This window comes from Cellulosimicrobium sp. NPDC055967 (assembly GCF_042269845.1).
In the GTDB taxonomy this organism is placed as follows: Bacteria; Actinomycetota; Actinomycetes; order Actinomycetales; family Cellulomonadaceae; genus Cellulosimicrobium.
Genome location: NZ_JBHJYJ010000015.1, coordinates 1 through 17,006, shown reverse-complemented (window position 1 = coordinate 17,006; position 17,006 = coordinate 1). Strand labels below are relative to the sequence as shown.

The window sequence follows — 17,006 nt, the reverse complement described above, 5'->3', positions numbered from 1 at the left end:
AATGTCGGGACGAGGCGTACACGGGTGTGCGCCGTGGGTGGGCGTGACCGGAGGGCGGCGGCATGGCGAACGGCTGGGCGACGAGCGGGGCGACACGGGCTACCCGGACACGGTCGGTTCGACGCGCGAGGCGCGTACGGCGCGCCTGGGCCGCTCTGGGGACCGTCCTCCTCGCGCTGCCGCTCGCGCTCGTGCCCGCGCTGCCGGCGGCGGCCGCGGACTGGCAGATCTCGAAGACGGAGATCAGCACCGGCCCGTACCAGCCCGGCCAGAACGTCCAGTGGGCCGTCACCATCTCGTGCTCGGACCCCAACGCCGACCCCTGCGCGCCGGTGACGATGACCGACCCGCTGCCCGAGAACCTCGAGCTCGTGAGCGCGGTGATCCAGAGCGCCGGTGCGGGGACCGTCAACCCGGCCGTCGACGCGAACACCGACACCGACACCGTGACGTTCACCGCGGACAACGTCAACAACGGCCAGCAGGCGCAGGTCCTCATCACGGCACAGGTGCCCGAGAACATCCCGTACAGCGAGAACGGCGCGACGTACACGAACACCGCGACCGTCGTCTCGGACAACGCGCCGATGCAGTCGGCGTCCGACACGATCGCGATCGTGGTCCCCCTCGTCCTCGGCTCGGAGACGACCAAGACGATCGAGCCGCCGGGTGCCATCGCGAGCCCCGGGACACCGGCGACCATGACCATCGGCGGCACCAACACGTCGAACGACGCCGTGGACGCCCTCGTCCTCACCGAGCCGACGACGGGCACGGACCCGAACCCGTTCACCTACCTCGCCTTCACGGGATGGGGCGACGTCTCGTGGCCCGAGGGCGCGACGTCGGCGGACGTGACCTTCACGTGCGCGGACGGGACGACGCCGTCGGACACCAGCACGACGCCGAACACGCTCCCCGACCCTCCGGCCGACTGCGTGGTCGAGGGCTTCACGGTGCAGTTCAACGGCGAGATCGCGATCGATGCCTCGGCGAGCATCCCGTTCGACGTCGAGCAGACCGACGCCGTCACGGAGATCACCGACCCGACCACGGTCAGCAACACCACGTCGTCGAACGTGATCCACGGGGAAGAGCAGACGGACCCGGTGGACGCGAGCGACACGTACGTCATCACGCCGCCGAACAACTCGGTCACGCCGACCAAGAGCTTCGACCCGGCCGTCGTGTCCGCGGGCGACCCGACGACGGTGACGATCGGCGCGACGAACGACGGCGACCCGACCACGTCCCTGACGATCACCGAGCCGTCACCCGGCACGCCCAGCCCGTTCGAGGGCGACGACCCGCTGACCTTCACCGGCTGGGGCACGCCCGACGCCCCGGGCGTGGTCCAGTGGCCGGCGAACGCCGACGCCGCGAGCGTCACCTACACGTGCTCCGACGGCTCGACACCCACGGTTCAGGCCGAGGCGGAGAACACGCTGCCCGACCCGCCCGGGGGCTGCGTCGTCGTGGGGTTCACGGTGACGTTCACGGGCGCCATCGTCACCGGCGCGGAGGCGTCGATCCCGTTCCAGGCGGACACCGACCCGGACCAGGCGGAGGACGACGTCACCCACCCGAACCAGATCACGGCGACGATCCCCAACGACTCGGAGACCGCGGACGCGTCGCTCGTCACGCTGACCGACCGGCTCGCGACCGAGACCACGAAGTCGATCTCGCCGTCCACGATCCCGGCACTGCCCGGGCAGAGCGTCATCGTGCAGCTGCCCACCCAGCTCCTGCCGTTCGGCCCGGACGGCTCGACCACGGACGCCAACGACGTCGTCGTCCAGGACCCGACGGACCCGAACGCCCCCGAGGCGTTCTGGAACGACTTCGAGGCGACCTCGGTACGCTCCACGGACGTGCCGGCCGGCGCGACGCTGACGATCAGCTACTGGGACGGCACCGCGTGGGTCACCGACCCCGACTGCGGCACGTTCACTGGCGCGACCACCGTCAACTGCGACCTGCCGGACGGGGCCCAGGGCGTGCAGTTCGCCTACCACTCGGACGAGGGCTTCCCGCCCGGGACGAGCTTCCAGCCGAACTTCACCGCGGCCTACATCGGCCCGGAGGACGCCGACGACCCGATCGCGAACTGCGGCGCCTCCAGCGCCTCGTCGGGCGCGGTCGCACCGACCCCGCCCGCGGAGGGCTGCGCCACCGTGGACCCGTTCCCGGTGCCGACCGACCCGGGCGACCTGGACTTCATCGCGAAGGACTTCCTGGCGCCGGAGGGGCAGACGGGTGAGCCGTACACGGTGCGGGCTCGGACGCAGGACGAGATCACCGCGCAGATCACCTGGTCGACCAACGGGTTCGAGGGCGTGGACCCGATGGTGATCAGCGACATCGCGGACCCGGTCGCCGCGGACGACGACGCGATCGAGGGGTCGTTCTACGACGCCTTCGACCTGGTCCGGGTGGAGGCCATCGACCCGTCGGCCGACCCGCTCATGATCTACGACGCGGTCACCGGCGTCGACCTGTTCGTCGACGGGGCATGGGTCGACGCCGAGAACGACCCGTGCAGCGTCGCCGCGCCGTGCAACACGTCGTTCCCGGGGTACACACTGACGGACGACGAGCGCGCGAACGCCACCTCGGTGCGGCTCACCTACACGGAGTCCCCGACACGCGAGGAGTTCCCGGCCGACCCGACGCAGCCCGCGGCGGGATCGGGCGTGGCCCGCTCGACGCAGGCGGACGGCCGCCACCTCGACCTCACGTTCCAGCTCCGTGACGACCGTCGTAGCGGCGGCCCCGCGCTCGGCAGCACCAACGGCATGCTCTACAACCGGGAGGGCAACCCGGGCCTGGTGAACGACACCGCGCGCGGCACGGCCACGTTCCAGGGGACGGACCGCACGGACACCGACGACGACGACGTGCTGATCATCGACCAGCCCATCAACGTCGGGATCGTCAAGGACTGGACCGGCGGGCCGCTCTCGGTGCCGCCGGACGGCACGCCCGACGACGCCTACCCGTCGACCCACGCGGTGATCACGGCGACCAACGACTCCGTCGCCCGGGTGGACACGTTGCGGATCACGGAGCCGTCGTCCGCCAACCCGGACGGTGACCTCGACCCCGTCACCGACCCGGGGACGTCACCGTTCGACGCCTTCACCCTCACCGCCGTCGACATCACGCCGCCGAGCGGTGCCGAGACGACGACGGTCGTCCTCACGAGGTGGGACGGGGCCGCGACGAGCACGGACACGTACGACGAGGCGGGCGCCGAGGACCTCTCGGCCGCGGACCTGGCGGACGTGACCGGCATCGACGTCTCGTTCGACGGCAGGGTGGACTCCGAGGCGACCGGCATCCTCGACCTCACGCTCCTCCTGCGCGAGTTCGACCGGTACGACACCTCGGCGCGGATCACCGTCGCCGACTACTCGCCGGTGCCCAACAGCGCCGGCGCGGAGGTCGTCGACCCCGGTGGCACGACGGCGGACGTCCCGCAGGCGTGGGACACCGCTGACATGGAGCTCCAGGACGCCGCGATCTCCCTGGTGCAGACCAAGTCGTTCGACCCGGCCACGATCGTCGAGCCGGGGTCGGACGCCGAGGAGAACCCCACCTCGACGCTGACCATCACCGGCCAGCCGACGGGCCCGTCGCGCGCGGTCGAGATGGTGCTCACCGACGTGGACGGCAGCTTCTGGAACCAGTACGACCTGGTCGGGTTCGACGCGTCGGTCCTGACCGCGCCGATCGACCAGGTGCAGGTCGACGCCTGCGTGGGCGGCACCTACGACGAGGCGAACGACACGTTCGCCGACTGCACGTGGACCGACGGAGAGTCGGCCGACGCCTTCGCCCTCCCGGACGGCGTCACCGACCCGTCGACCGTCACCGGCCTGCGCTTCACGTTCACGCGGGCGGACGGCGCGATCTGGGAGAACCCGGCCAACCCCGTCCAGGCGGTGAACCTCGAGATCCAGGTGCGTGACACGCTGCGCTCTGACCCGGGCACCCCGGTGCCGAGCGACCTCGCGCAGAACGCCCCCGCTCCGGGCGAGACCGCGCCGGGCCTCGCCACCAACGACGTGACGTCGACGGTGACGGGCGCCGACCTCGTCTTCAACCCGGACGACCCGGAGAACCCGGTCCCGGTGACCGCCGACGCCGACGCGCAGGGGGGCATCACCTACCAGCACACCGAGAACGGCGTGCAGATCGTCAAGGACTTCGAGGGCGTGGTCTCGGGCGGCACCGAGCAGCCCAACGCCGTGATCCCCATGAACATCACGGTGACGAACACGGGCAACCGCCCGATCGTCGACCCGGTGATCGTCGACGACCCGATGCCCAGCGACGCCGACGGCCCGCAGCTGCGGCTGGCCGACGTGGACGAGCCGTACAGCTACGCGCTGACGGAGCCGGAGGACCGTGACCCGGCGCTCCCGCCGCCCCCGGGCCGTCCCAACGGACCGCAGATGCCCACGGATCCCGCCGACGTCACGGTCGACCGCGACGGCAACATCTTCGGGCTGACGTTCACGTTCCCCGAGGGGACGGTCCTCGAGGTCGGGCAGGTGTACACCATCACCGTCCAGGTGCAGTTCCGCACGGGTCTGGCCGCCAACACCGTCGTGAACAACACCGCGGGAGTCACGGGCGACCGGCCGTGGGACGAGTGCGTCAGCCGCCTCGACGCCGAGACCGGGCAGTGCCAGGCGGACGCCGACGTCACCCCGATCCCGTCGGCGGTGCTCTCGCAGTCCAAGTTCGTCAAGGCGACGGCCGACGACCAGCTGGACGTCATCGTCGACCCTGCCGCGCCGAACCCGCCCGCCGAGTGCCTCCCGCTCGGTGACGACGGCTTTTACGCCTACCCGTGCACGCCCGTGATCATCCCGGGGCACGACGAGACCTGGCGCATCCGCGTGGACAACGTCGGCAACCTGCCGATCGACACGGTCGTCGTCTACGACCGGCTCCCGCGGCCCGGAGACACCGCCTCCGACCCCCGGTCGACCTCCGAGCGCGGGTCGCAGTGGGCGCCGTTGCTCGACCCCGCGACCCCGCCGCAGCTCGTCAACGCGCCCGCGAACAGCACGACGACGTTCTACTACACGCTCGTCGACGACTACTGCGCGGACGACCTGGCCTCCCCGATCGACGAGCCGACCTGTTCCGACGACCCGACGGCGGGAGGCTGGGCCGAGCTCACGGCTGACATCCCCGCCGAGACGTACGAGCAGATCACCGCGCTCAAGGCCGTCGTCGAGATGGACCCGGACTTCCCGTTCCAGCCGGGCCAGTTCATCGCGATCGACGGTACGACGACGACGCCTCCCGAGGTGCCCGAGGCCGGACCCCGGTCCATCGCCTGGAACTCGGCCGCCGCGAACGGTGTCGGGGTGACGCAGGGCGGTACCCGGTTCAACATGGTCTCCACCGAGGGCACCAAGGTCGGCGTCGCGACGGCGGCGGGCGCGCTCCAGGTGAACAAGACCGTGGCTGGTGACGCGTCCGAGTACGCGCCCGACTCGTTCGCCATGACGGTCGAGTGCACGTCCGCCGTGGGGACGTGGGTCGAGACCGTCCTGGACCCCATCCCCATCACGGTGACCCCGGGGACCCCGACGGTCGTGCCGGACCTCCCGTACGGGGCGGTGTGCACCGTGACCGAGGACGGCAGCGACGGGCAGACGCGCCTCGTCCTGGTCCCCGAGACCGTGACCATCGACAGCGAGGACCCGGCGGCCCCGGCCGTCATCGAGGCTGTGAACTGGTACGACTTCGCGAGCCTCGTCATCGACAAGGAGGTCGTCACCGACGCCGTCGACCAGGACGGGACCCCGGTGCCGTTCGGCCCGTTCGAGGCGACGGTCGACTGCACGTTCCTCGGCGAGCCCGTCTACGCGGCGGGCTACGGCCCCGACGACCCGATGGTGGTCACCATCGAGGACGGCGAGACGGTCGAGTTCGACGAGCTGCCCGTCGGGTCGGTCTGCACCGTCGCCGAGACGGGCACGGGCAACGCGTCGTCCGTGACGATCACCGTGGACCAGGGCCTGCCGGGCCACCCGGTGACGACGGACGGCCCGACGACGGACGTCAGCCTGGTCGGGGACGTCGGCGGCCTGAGCACCAACGACGTCACCCTGACGAACGTGTACGACGTCGGGGCGATCAACCTGCAGAAGATCGTGACCGGCGAGGGCGCACCCGCGTACGGGACCGGCCCGTTCACCATCCACGTGACGTGCACCTACGACGACGACGGCGATGGGCCGGGCGTGCCGCGCACCGTCTACGACGCCGACGTCGTGCTCGGCGCCGCCGGGCCGCTCGAGGCCCAGATCTCGAACCTCCCGACCGGCGCCGTGTGCGACATCGAGGAGACGGACGACGGCGGGGCGACGAACCCCGACGAGGAGGTCGTCGTCGTCCCGGACACCGTGACGGTCGGCAGCGGCGACGTCGCGAACGTGGTCATCACCAACACGTTCGACGTCGGGTCGATCCAGGTGGACAAGGAGCTCGCCGGTCTCGGCGCGCTCTACGGCCCCGGCCCGTTCGAGCTCACGCTCGCGTGCACGTACCAGGACGTCGAGCTGACGATCCCGGGTGGCGCGGTCCGCGAGGTCGACGGCGGCGCGAGCGTCGTCTACGACGGCCTGCCGGTCGGGTCGGAGTGCACCCTGACGGAGACGGACGACTTCGGGGCCTCGTCGACGACGATCGCCGTCGACGGGGGCGAGCCGGTGGACGGGACGTCGGTGGACGTCGTGGTCCCGCCCGCGGTCGACGGCGACCCGACGACCGTGACGCTCACCGTGGAGAACACGTTCGACACGGCTCCGCTCGTCGTCCGCAAGGTGGTCGACGGCGATGCGGCGGCGTTCGCGCCGGCGATGCCGGAGCTGCCCCCGCTCCCCGAGGTCCCAGAGGGACCGATCGACCTGGAGACGCTCCTCGCGCTGCTCGACGAGCTGCAGGAGTACCTGGCGGCCGTGCCGTTCGACGAGTTCCCGTACGCGGTGACGCTGGAGTGCACCACGTCCCAGGGTGAGCCGGTGACGGTCATCCCGGGCGGTCCCGACCGTCGGTTCGGTCCCGGCTTCCCGGCGCTCTACTTCGGGCTGCAGGACGGCGACACGTGCACCGTCACGGAGACCGAGACGGGTGGCGCGACCTCGGTCGCGGTGACCCCGGACCCGGTCGTCGTGGACGCGACGGCGGAGGTCTGGGACCCCGTCGAGGTCACGGTGACCAACACCTACGACGCCGGCGCGATCGAGGTCACCAAGGTCGTCACCGGTGACGGTGGCGAGGCGTTCGGCGCCGGGCCGTTCGAGGTGAGTCTCGCGTGCGCCTTCCAGGGCACCGACGTCGAGGTACCCGGCGGAGCGACCCGGGAGATCTCCGGGGGCGAGGTCGCCGTCTACGACGGCCTGCCCGTCGGCGCGGAGTGCGTCGTCACGGAGACGGCGACCGGCGGCGCCGCCTCGACCACGATCTCCGCGGCGGTCGAGGGCGGCGAGCCCGGGGCCGCCACCATCGGTCCGGACCCCGCCCGGGTGACGGTGACGAACACGTTCGACGTCGGGCAGGTCGTCGTCACCAAGGCCCTCGCCGGGCCGGGCGCGTCGCAGCACCGCGGCGACGAGTTCGTCGTCAACCTGGCCTGCACGTGGGAGGTCGACGGCGTCACGACGGACGTCGTGGTCCCGGGCGGCGCCGAGCGCACGCTCTCGGACGACGACGACTGGACCGCCGTCTACGAGCAGGTCCCCCAGGGGGCCGAGTGCACGCTCGCGGAGACCGACGCGGGCGACGCCGAGGCCGTGACGCTCGCCGTCGCGGGGACCGACGTGACGGTCGACCCCGACGACGCGACGCCGACGTCGGACGCGTTCACCGTCCCGACGGGCGACGCCGCCGAGGTCGACGCGACCGTGACCAACGCGTTCCGCGCCACCGGCGGGGGCAGCCTCCCGCCGACCGGCGCGAGCGTCGGGGCGGCCGCGGTGCTCGCCGTCCTGCTCGCCGGGACGGGCGCGCTCCTGGCGGACGCGCGGCGGCGCGGCACCCGGACCGCGAGCCGCGGCTGACCCCACGGTGGTCCTGTTCCCCGCGCCGGGGCACGGGTCCCCCGGACGGCGCGCCTCCCGGGTCGTGACAGACCCGGCAGGCGCGCGTGCTTGGGGTTGCGGAACCTGACCGGGGGCGGGACCGTTACCGCATGATCCGCTTCCTGCTGAGCTTCGCGATCAACGTGGTCCTCGCCGCCGTGGGCCTCCTCGTCGCCTCGAGCCTGTTCGACGGCGTCACGGTGCACGCCTCGGGCTTCGTCGTCGCGGTGCTGATCTTCGCGGTGGCCCAGGCGATCCTCGCGCCGTTCGTGTTCAACGTGGCGCGCAAGTACGCGTCGGCGATCCTGGGCGGGATCGGCCTCGTGTCGACGTTCCTCGCCCTGTGGGTCGCGACGCTCGTCGGGGACGGCCTGGAGATCTCGGGCGCGTCCACGTGGATCGGCGTGACGGTCGTCGTCTGGCTGATCGGCGCGCTCGGCGGCTGGCTCCTCGGGTGGCTCGTCCTCACGCGCTGGTGGGACCGTCGCCAGGAGCAGAAGCGGATCCGCGAGGCCACGGCCAAGGGCTGACGACGACGGCGCCGCCCGAGGGTGGGCGGCGCCGTCGTCAGTACAGCTAGCGCAGGAGCGCGGCGACGCGCTCGACGCCGTCCGTGCCGCCCTGCGCACCCTCGTGCACCACGAGCCGGGCGAGCTCGCGCAGCGGGACGTTGCGGTCGTTGGACGCGCGCCGGAGGCGGGCGAACGCCTCGTCCGGGTCCACGCCGTACGCGAGCGTCACGATGCCCTTGGCCTGCTCGATCGCGCCCCGTGTCTCGGCGGCGGCGGCGATGTCGTGCCGCGCGCGCTCCTGGGCGGCGTCGGTGACGGTCCGCGTCACGTCCACGAAGTAGCCGACGAGCTCGCAGACCTCGCCCGTCTCGCGGTCGCGCCGGCCCTGGCCGACCACGACGAGGAAGCGCTCGCCGCCGTGGGCGTCCATGATCCGGTGCACGCTCGAGAACGGCTCGCCGGTGAGACGCGCCTCGTCGAGGACCTGCCGGACCCGCTCGCGGTCGTCCTGGTGCTTGTGGGCGAGCACGAGGGCGGTCGTCGGCACGACGTCGCCCGGCTCGAAGCCGTGCAGGCGGTACGTCTCGGGCGACCACCACCACACGCCCGTGCTCAGGTCCAGGCGGTACTGGCCGATCTGCTGGTGCGCTCCCCGCGCGAGGGCCTGCTCGACGGCATGGTCGTCCACGGACATGCTGGCCTCCGGGTCTCCGGTGGGTGAGGAGCCAGGTCCAGACTCGACCTCCCGAGCCTACCGCTCGACGAGACCCGCAGCGATGGCGAGCGCCGGGCGGGGTTCCTACGGTGAAGACGCGGCCGAGGTGCCGCGGGGCGCCGGACGTGAAGCAGCCCGCTCCGGCGCGCCGTGCGGGAACATCCTCGCGCGGTCCTTCGGGCGCGCGTTGCTGTCGTCGGCGCGGCGGTCGATGCCCCGCTGGCGACAGCGGCGCTCCACGACGCTGGGTGCCTCGGCGAGAACGTCGTCGTCGGCCGTGAGGTCCGCGCGAGGCCGGGAGCGGCCTACCGGGCACCCTCGCCCGGAGCCTGCTGCGCCCAGCGCTCGGCGGCCGCCACCGCGTCGTCCAGCCCTCCCATGACCTCGGGGGTCGCGTCGACGACGGCGTCCTCGCCCAGCTCGGCGACGGTGCCCGTGCGTTCGAGGAGCTGGCGCATCGCGGGGGTGACGCCCACGAGGACGAGCCGGTTCCCCTGCCCGGCGAGGCGTCTCGCCGTCCGGTGCAGGAGCTCGATGACGGCGGAGGAGGGGATGTCCGGCAGGGTGCGCAGCACCAGGACGAGGACGGCGCGCTCGGCGCCGCTGCCGTCGGGGAACTGGCCCTCGATCCGGGGGAGCGCCGCGAAGAACGACGTCCCCGAGAAGTCGAGGACGGTGACCTCGCCGGAGCGCAGCCGGGTCGGGAGCTCCGGCGCCGCGCGCCAGCGGCCGTCCGGCGCGCGCGTCAGGAGGACGAGGCGCGACTGCCGTGCCGCCTGGACGCAGTACAGCAGGAGGGACAGGACGGCGCCCACGACGATCGCCTGCTGGAGCGGGATCTGCGTCGTCGCGAGGAACGTGACGACCATCGCGAGCGACGAGAGGGGCGACGTCCGCAGCACGAGGAGGATCTCGCGCCGCTTCCCCCAGACGAGCTCGCCCCCGACGACGAGGATGAGCCCGCCGATCACCGGCATGGGGATCAGCTCGGCCAGGCCGCCGAGGAGGAGCACGACGAGCGCGAGGAAGACCCCGCTGACCACGCCGGCCCAGCGCGTCCGCGCCCCCGCCTCGGCCGCGACGCCGGTCCGGGACATCGAGCCGCCGCTCGGCAGGGCCTGGAAGAGGCCTCCGGCCACGTTCGCCCACCCCTGCGAGCGGAAGTCGGCGTTGGTGTCCGCGCGGGAGCCGTCGGGGTTCGGCATCGAGGGCGCGATGGACGCGGCCTGCGCCAGTCCGACGAGCGCGACGGCGACCGCGCCGCCCACGAGGGCGGGCGCCGCGGACACGTCGGGGAGCGACAGGCTGGGCAGCGCGGACGGGATCGAGGCGATGTCGGCGACCTGACGCACGTCGATCCCGGCCACCACGACGACGACGGTCACCGCGACCATCGCGACGAGGAGCGCGACGGGGACGAGGCGCCGGACCGACCGGGCCAGGGCCCACGCGAGGATCGTCGCGGCCGCGACCAGCGTGGTCGCGAGGTCCCACGACGTGACGTGGACGAGCCAGTCGCCGAGCTGGTAGAGCCGGTTGTGGCCCTGCGGGTCGTAACCGGTCGCGTCCTCGAGGACGCCCGTGATGATCTGCAGGGCGATCCCGGTGGAGAAGCCCACCATGACGGCGTTGGAGACGAAGCTCATGACGGCGCCGAGGCGCAGCGCGCCGAGCACCAGCATGACGAGGCCGACCATGATCGTGAGCGTCGCGACGTTGGCGGGGTCCGTGGGGTCCAGGCCGGCGGCCGCGAGGACGCTCTGCGAGGTGAGCGCGATCGCGCTCGTCAGCGTCGTGATCATGAGGACGGTCCGCGCGGTCAGCGACCCGACGATCGCGGGCGCGACACCGGCGTAGAGCCCGGCGACCGGGTTGAAGCCGGCGATCGAGGCGTAGGCCATGCCCTCCGGGATCGAGAAGAGTCCGGTCACCATGCCGGAGACCACGTCCGAGCGCGTCGGGCGCCCGGCGCGTCGCAGCAGACCGGCCCAGCCGGTCCGCCCGGTCCGCCCGGTCCGCCCGGTCCGCCCGGGGTGACGGCCGTCGTCGGGGCCCGTGCCTCCGGGGCCGGCGGGTGCGCCGGTGCCGGGCACGGTCAGCGCTCCGCGGGGCCGGCCGGGCCGGCCGGTGCGGGCACGGGACCGAGCGCGCCGAACTCGGGCCTGCCCGTGGGGACGGTGACGCGCAGCGGCGGCATCGAGCGGACGACGAGCCACAGCGGGACCACGGCCACGCACAGCACCGGCAGCAGCTGGACGTCGCCGACGGCCACGGCCGCCATGAACAGTGCGAGCCAGCCGTCCCGGGCCACCACCAGGACGGCTCCCAGCACGCCGGCCGAGACGGCGATCGCGGGGGGCACCGCGGGGACGAGCCCGGAGGCCGAGAGCCCCAGGGCCACACCGACGAAGACCGCGGGGAAGATGCGGCCCCCGCGGAAGCCCGCGCCCGCCGCGACGACGAGCGCGGCGAGCTTCACGACGGCCATGAGGAGGATCGCGGACCAGGCGAGGGTGTCGGCCTGGTCGGCGAGCTCCTTCATCTCCTCGAGGCCCTTGAAGAGGGTGAGGGGCCCGCCCAGGACACCCAGCAGGCCCAGCACCAGCCCCCCGAGCCCCAGCGCGAGCACCGGGCTGCGGAAACGGTGGAAGAGGGTGTGCACGGGGGTGAACGCGAGCACCGCGAGGAGCGTGACCAGGGCCGCGACGGTGGCGATCACCGCCATGCTAGCCACGTCGCCCAGGGCCGGGCCGGGGTAGTCGGGGAGGTCGACGGCGAACGTCGGGGCGCCCACCGCCGTCATGGTGACGGCGCCCGCCCCGGCGGCACCCAGGGGGGCGAACAGCCGGTCGAACAGGGGGCCGCTCCGGTCGCCGCGCTCGGCGAAGCTCTCGGTGAGCACGAGCGCCGCGGCGAGGGGAGTCGCGAACATCGCGCCGATGGTGCCGGCCATCGCGAGCGCGACCGCTCCCGTGACGGGGACTCCGAACCGCGGGCGGCACAGGAACCACGCGGCGAGCGCGACGTTGATCGCGATGATCGGGTTCTCGGGACCGAGGCTCACCCCTCCGGCGAGGCCCAGGACGAGCGCGAGCGCGAGACCCGGCAGGGCCCGGAGCGGGAGCGGGGCGGAGACGAGCTCCGTGGTGGCCGGGTCGATGCCGGCGTGCCCCGGCGCCCAGCGGACGGTGGCACCCACGAGCACCCCGGTGAGGGTGAGCACGAGCACCGTCCACCACGTGCGCGTCGTCGTGACCCCCCAGGCCTGCGGCAGCCGGTCCCACACCAGGTGCTGGATCCAGGTCGCGAGCTCCGAGAGCGCGAGGAGCGTGAGCGCGCTGACGACACCGACGACGAGGGCCGGGACCACGGACCGCAGGAGGCGCCTCGTCGTGAGGGCGGTAGCCGGCGCGTCGGACACACGGGAAGAGAACCACGGGCGGGCCAGGGCTGCATCCGGAGTCCCGGAGCCCCGGGAGCCGTGGAAGCCCTGGGCCTCGGCGCCTGCGGCGCGCCGGTCGAGACCGTCGACGCTCGCCGCGCGCAACCCAGGGCCCAGGGTTACGTTCGACGCGTCCCGGGGCGCAGCGCCGCGCCCCCGCCGAACGTACGAACCGGAACGAGAGGTCTGACGTGGCAACGCTCACCGTGTGGAAGTTCGACACCCCCGAGGGCGCGCAGCGCGCCGAGGACGCGCTGCTCGCGCTCCAGAAGCAGGAGCTCATCCAGGTCCAGGACGCGGCGATCGTGTCCTGGGAGGAGGGCAAGAAGAAGCCGAAGACGCGGCAGGGCAACAACACGACGGCGGTCGGGGCGCTCGGCGGCACGTTCTGGGGCCTGCTGTTCGGCCTCCTCTTCTTCGTCCCGCTGCTCGGGGCAGCCATCGGCGCGGCGTCCGGCGCGATCGCGGGCGCGCTGACCGACGTCGGCATCGACGACGACTTCATCGACTCCGTGCGCAGCAAGGTCACGCCGGGCACGTCGGCGCTGTTCGTGCTCACCTCGGGCGCCGTGATCGACCGCGTGCACGAGGCGCTGCAGGCCGACGGCGTCCACGGCGAGCTCATCCAGACGAACCTCTCGGCGGACGAGGAGGCCAAGCTCCGCGCGGCCTTCGACGAGAACGCCTGAGCGGCCCTCCCCGGGTGAGGTGCCCGACGGCGGCGCGGACCGCCGTCGGGCACCTCACCCGCCCGTATGCGACGGCACCGGTGCCGTAGCCCGCGGAGTCCGCGTCGTCCCGCCCCGGGACCGGACCACGAAGGAGGCCGCCCATGGGCGCGGCGATCGGTCAGTCCCTCCCCGTCGCGGTGGGTGTGCTCATCAGCCCGCTGCCGATCGTGGCGGTCGCGCTCATGCTCGTGAGCGGGCGGGCGAAGGCGAACGCCTTCTCGTTCCTCGTCGGGTGGTTCGTCGCGGTCGGGGCGGTCACGCTGCTCGTCGCGACGCTCGCCGGGGCCGCCACGCCGGACGACGACGGCCCGCCGCTGTGGGCCGCGATCCTCAAGATCGTCCTGGGCGTCCTGCTGCTCCTCCTCGCGGTGAAGCAGTGGCGCGGTCGCCCGCGGGCCGGGGTCGAGCCGCCGGCGCCGACGTGGATGGCGGCGATCGACGCGTTCACGCCCGTGAAGGCCGCCGGCCTCGCGGTGCTGCTGGGCGCGGTCAACCCCAAGAACCTGCTGCTCGTGGTCTCCGGCGGGGCGGCGATCGCGTCGGCCGCCCCCGCGGACACGAACGCCCAGGTGGTCGCGTCCGTCGTGTTCGCGCTCGTCGCGAGCCTCGGCGTCGCGACCCCGGTCTTCATCTACCTGTTCATGGGGTCCCGCGCGGCCACGATGCTCGACGAGCTCAAGGCGTGGATGATCCACAACAACGCAGTCATCATGGCCGTCCTCCTGCTCGTCCTGGGCGCCAAGATGCTCGGCGACGGCGTCGCGGCGCTCTGACCGCGTCCCGCCGACGGGAGCCCGGTTCGCCGGAGCCGTCCGGTGCTGTCGATGCACACCCGGGCCGTCAGACCGTCTGGGTCGCTCCGGCAACATGTCTCCAGCAGTACGACGACCGGTGGTCACCGCTCAGCGACCAGTCGCGTTCATCACCAGGCTGGGCAACCCGACTGGGCATCACGCCCGGCACAGGCCTCACCGCGGACCACAAGAATCTTCGCGAACGTGACGGGCCTCGGGATCGCAACGGCCTAGACCAGGTACCGGACGATGGCGGCCAGACCTGGGTCAGTCAGCTCGAACCGCATCCGGTGACGCGGCGTCGGACACGCCTTCCAGCGATTGAGGCGATCTCCGCACCATACGCAGTCTTGCAACGGGTCAAGAGTCAGCCTTGCATTCACCAGGGGGCCCGCGTACGGTGCACGGTAGACAAAACGAGACGAAGGAGTCGAGTTGAGCACAGACCACCCGGCACTTCACGCCGGGAAATCCACGTCGTCGTCGGCAAGACTAGGCGGTCTGCGCCGAGCCGGAAATACGCTCATTGTGACAGTCGCAGCCATCGCGGTGCATCACCCTCGCGCCGCCAGCCCAGGCGGTGGCGGTCACTTATGCGAGTGCGGTCAGTACGAGCGAGCTGTCCGCTAGGCAATCACCGCCCCTCGTGTCGATCAGCGGTGGGACGGCCTTCACGGAGGCGTTCAGTGCTGATGGGGCAAGCGCTCGCGTGCACATCGAGACGTTCATCCCCGCTCCTGGCTATCAAACGCTGCACTATACCTACGGGACCGCCGGCGAGGTGAACATGTCTCATCAGCGACGAACTAACGTCTACTTCAAGTGCTGGTAGGACTTTCCATTCTCTGGTTCGAACATCGGGAACCTGGACCTTACTTGCAAGACGCGTTAGTCGCGGCTAGATAGGAGTACACATGCGACGCACTACAACAGGGCTTCTTGGCGCAGTGGCAACGCTGGTAGGGCTTACCGCCGCGGGCCCTGCGCTCGCGGACGGTGAGGGCGTGAGCCTCGAGGTAATGATTCCCCAATTTTCGACACCGCAAGACGCTGCTGATATCGTTCCGAGCTCAGTGCCGCTTGAAGACCTCGGCGACATCGATGAGACCTCGTCGCGATTCCTGGGGCGTGATGCCGCGGCGGACTACTGGATCGCGCGGTCGGGGACATCGCGCCTTTGCTTTATCTCGCACATCCGAACGGAGGGGATGAGTGCGTCGTCCTGCGCTGATATCACGACGTTCTACAGGCACGGCATCGGACTCAGCGCTGGAAGCGGCATCCGCGATCCAGAAACCTCGGCCGAAGCGTACCTCTTTCCCGCCGACATAGTTCTCCCGACGGCCGCGCACGAGAACCGCGAGAGCATCATGCGCGCGGAGGTGTCGTCATCGACATCGAATCTCGTCTCAGTCAATCCGGAATCGCCGGGTTTGGCGCAGTTCGACGTCTCACGCGCTGACGGCTCTGTGTTCCAGTTCGCCCCTGCACGGGAGGTCTCCGAGTGAAGGCAAAGGGACTCCGCTTCACGCCGGGCAGGGGATCCCGCGCTGGGTTCGTAGCGACGATCCTCGCTGTGACATGCCTCATCGCAGTTCCGACCGCTCAGGCCGCGACATACACATACGCCAGTGCTCGGCCTACCAGCGAGGGAGTGAATGTTTATTCCGGCGTTCGCTCAAGCATTACAGGAGGCAGCGCTTTTGTGAACCTCGGCCTGGTGGTTGTAAGGCTTGAGAACTACTATCCAGCGCCTGGATATATGCTTATTCATTCCGCGACGTCGACGCCGGGGGGAAGTATCAGTTTCCAGCATCAGCGCCAATATAGTGCTTCCAGCCTTTGTCGCTGGTCGGTTGGCGGCTACGGGGGCGATCCGGCTGAGCTAACGTGCCGAGTCACCTACTAGCGAGCAACACGTCTATCGTGCTTCATCAACGATCTACCCGAGGTGTTCTATGAGGTTATTTGCCTGGGGTGTAGCGGGTGGTGCTCTTGGGGTTCTTGCGGTGGCAATAATTGGCGTTATGAGCGCTCAAGCCGTCGCCCTAGAGGGCGGAGCGGTGCTCTCGCTAAACAACGAGGTAGTGGGCGTCACCGATCCGCGTCTACCAATACTCCAATTTGCGGCGATAGCCAGTTCCGGCGCACTCATCTCGTACATGCTTACGTTGGGGGTCGCGGCCTGGCCGCGTGGGAGACGGCATTCGCTCTTGATCGGGTTCTGCATCACAGTCGGTGGTCTGAGTGTGTTGGGTCTCTACCTCGCTGCAGCCAGGGATAAAGCCGCCGGTGGAATTTCGGTGGGCTTCGCGCGTGGCGGGCAAGGTTGGATCGAGGAAGGTGCCACCAACTCGGCCGTGCATCTCTTGTTGATCCTCTCTCTCGGCACCCTCGTGGTTTCGGTGTATCAAACGTTGTTTGACCGAAGGGTCAACCATGAGCATGACGGCCCAACTCCGATAGGCCAAGGGCTGGCTGATGGGTAGCGTCACCGCAAGGAGGGTTCCTAGGGCCTGTTTCGGAAGTGGTCAGCGGTGGCTGATCCAGTCCAGGAGGTGGCTCGTGATGGTGGTGTGGTCTGCCTCGGTGGTCGTGGTGTGCTCGCTGGTGGCGGCGTCGCGGTGCTCGATCTCGTAGCCGCCGAGTGCTCCGGGGCGGGTGTGGACCGAGATCGACCAGTCGATGTCCTCGTCGTCGGGGT

General features: G+C 71.2%; 8 protein-coding genes. 5 read left to right on the top strand and 3 right to left on the bottom strand.

All coding sequences use genetic code 11. The features are described 5' to 3' along the window. Positions 1 to 191: 191 nt before the first annotated feature. Complete coding sequence (locus ACFC2L_RS16630; protein ID WP_375825435.1) at positions 192 to 8,087, top strand: DUF5979 domain-containing protein; 7,896 nt, start codon at positions 192 to 194, stop codon at positions 8,085 to 8,087. 131 nt (positions 8,088 to 8,218) lie between these two features. Beyond that, positions 8,219 to 8,638: a phage holin family protein gene (locus ACFC2L_RS16625; protein ID WP_375825434.1), complete on the top strand. Its 420-nt coding sequence runs from the start codon at positions 8,219 to 8,221 to the stop codon at positions 8,636 to 8,638. Positions 8,639 to 8,684: 46 nt separating this feature from the next. On the opposite strand, the gene ACFC2L_RS16620 is transcribed toward ACFC2L_RS16625, so the two are convergent. The 3 genes from ACFC2L_RS16620 to ACFC2L_RS16610 all read right to left on the bottom strand — a co-directional run bounded on the left by ACFC2L_RS16620 (position 8,685) and on the right by ACFC2L_RS16610 (position 12,756). Beyond that, a complete protein-coding gene (locus ACFC2L_RS16620) occupies positions 8,685 to 9,308 on the bottom strand; it encodes a PAS and ANTAR domain-containing protein (protein ID WP_375825433.1) in 624 nt (207 codons plus the stop codon). Between the two features lie 332 nt (positions 9,309 to 9,640). Further along, positions 9,641 to 11,281, bottom strand: a complete 1,641-nt coding sequence (locus ACFC2L_RS16615; protein WP_375825524.1) for a SulP family inorganic anion transporter — start codon at positions 11,279 to 11,281, stop codon at positions 9,641 to 9,643. 149 nt (positions 11,282 to 11,430) lie between these two features. Then, positions 11,431 to 12,756, bottom strand: a complete 1,326-nt coding sequence (locus ACFC2L_RS16610; RefSeq protein WP_375825432.1) for an ion channel protein — start codon at positions 12,754 to 12,756, stop codon at positions 11,431 to 11,433. A 212-nt stretch (positions 12,757 to 12,968) separates the two neighbouring features. Between ACFC2L_RS16610 and ACFC2L_RS16605 the strand changes: the two genes are divergently transcribed. From ACFC2L_RS16605 to ACFC2L_RS16595, 3 genes are all read left to right on the top strand, one after another. Next, entirely contained in the window at positions 12,969 to 13,466 is a 498-nt protein-coding gene (locus ACFC2L_RS16605; protein ID WP_375825431.1) for a DUF1269 domain-containing protein, read from the top strand. 143 nt (positions 13,467 to 13,609) lie between these two features. Next, positions 13,610 to 14,281, top strand: coding sequence for a GAP family protein (locus ACFC2L_RS16600; protein WP_375825430.1), 672 nt, complete (start codon positions 13,610 to 13,612; stop codon positions 14,279 to 14,281). Between the two features lie 1,025 nt (positions 14,282 to 15,306). Further along, on the top strand, positions 15,307 to 15,810 hold the full coding sequence (locus tag ACFC2L_RS16595) for a hypothetical protein (RefSeq protein ID WP_375825429.1): 504 nt from the start codon (positions 15,307 to 15,309) through the stop codon (positions 15,808 to 15,810). Positions 15,811 to 17,006 lie beyond the last annotated feature (1,196 nt).

Bases quoted from the DNA above. Each gene is read 5' to 3' on its own strand.
- ACFC2L_RS16625 (WP_375825434.1), top strand. From the start codon at position 8,219: ATGATCCGCTTCCTGCTGAGCTTCGCGATCAACGTGGTCCTCGCCGCC.
- ACFC2L_RS16600 (WP_375825430.1), top strand. From the start codon at position 13,610: ATGGGCGCGGCGATCGGTCAGTCCCTCCCCGTCGCGGTGGGTGTGCTC.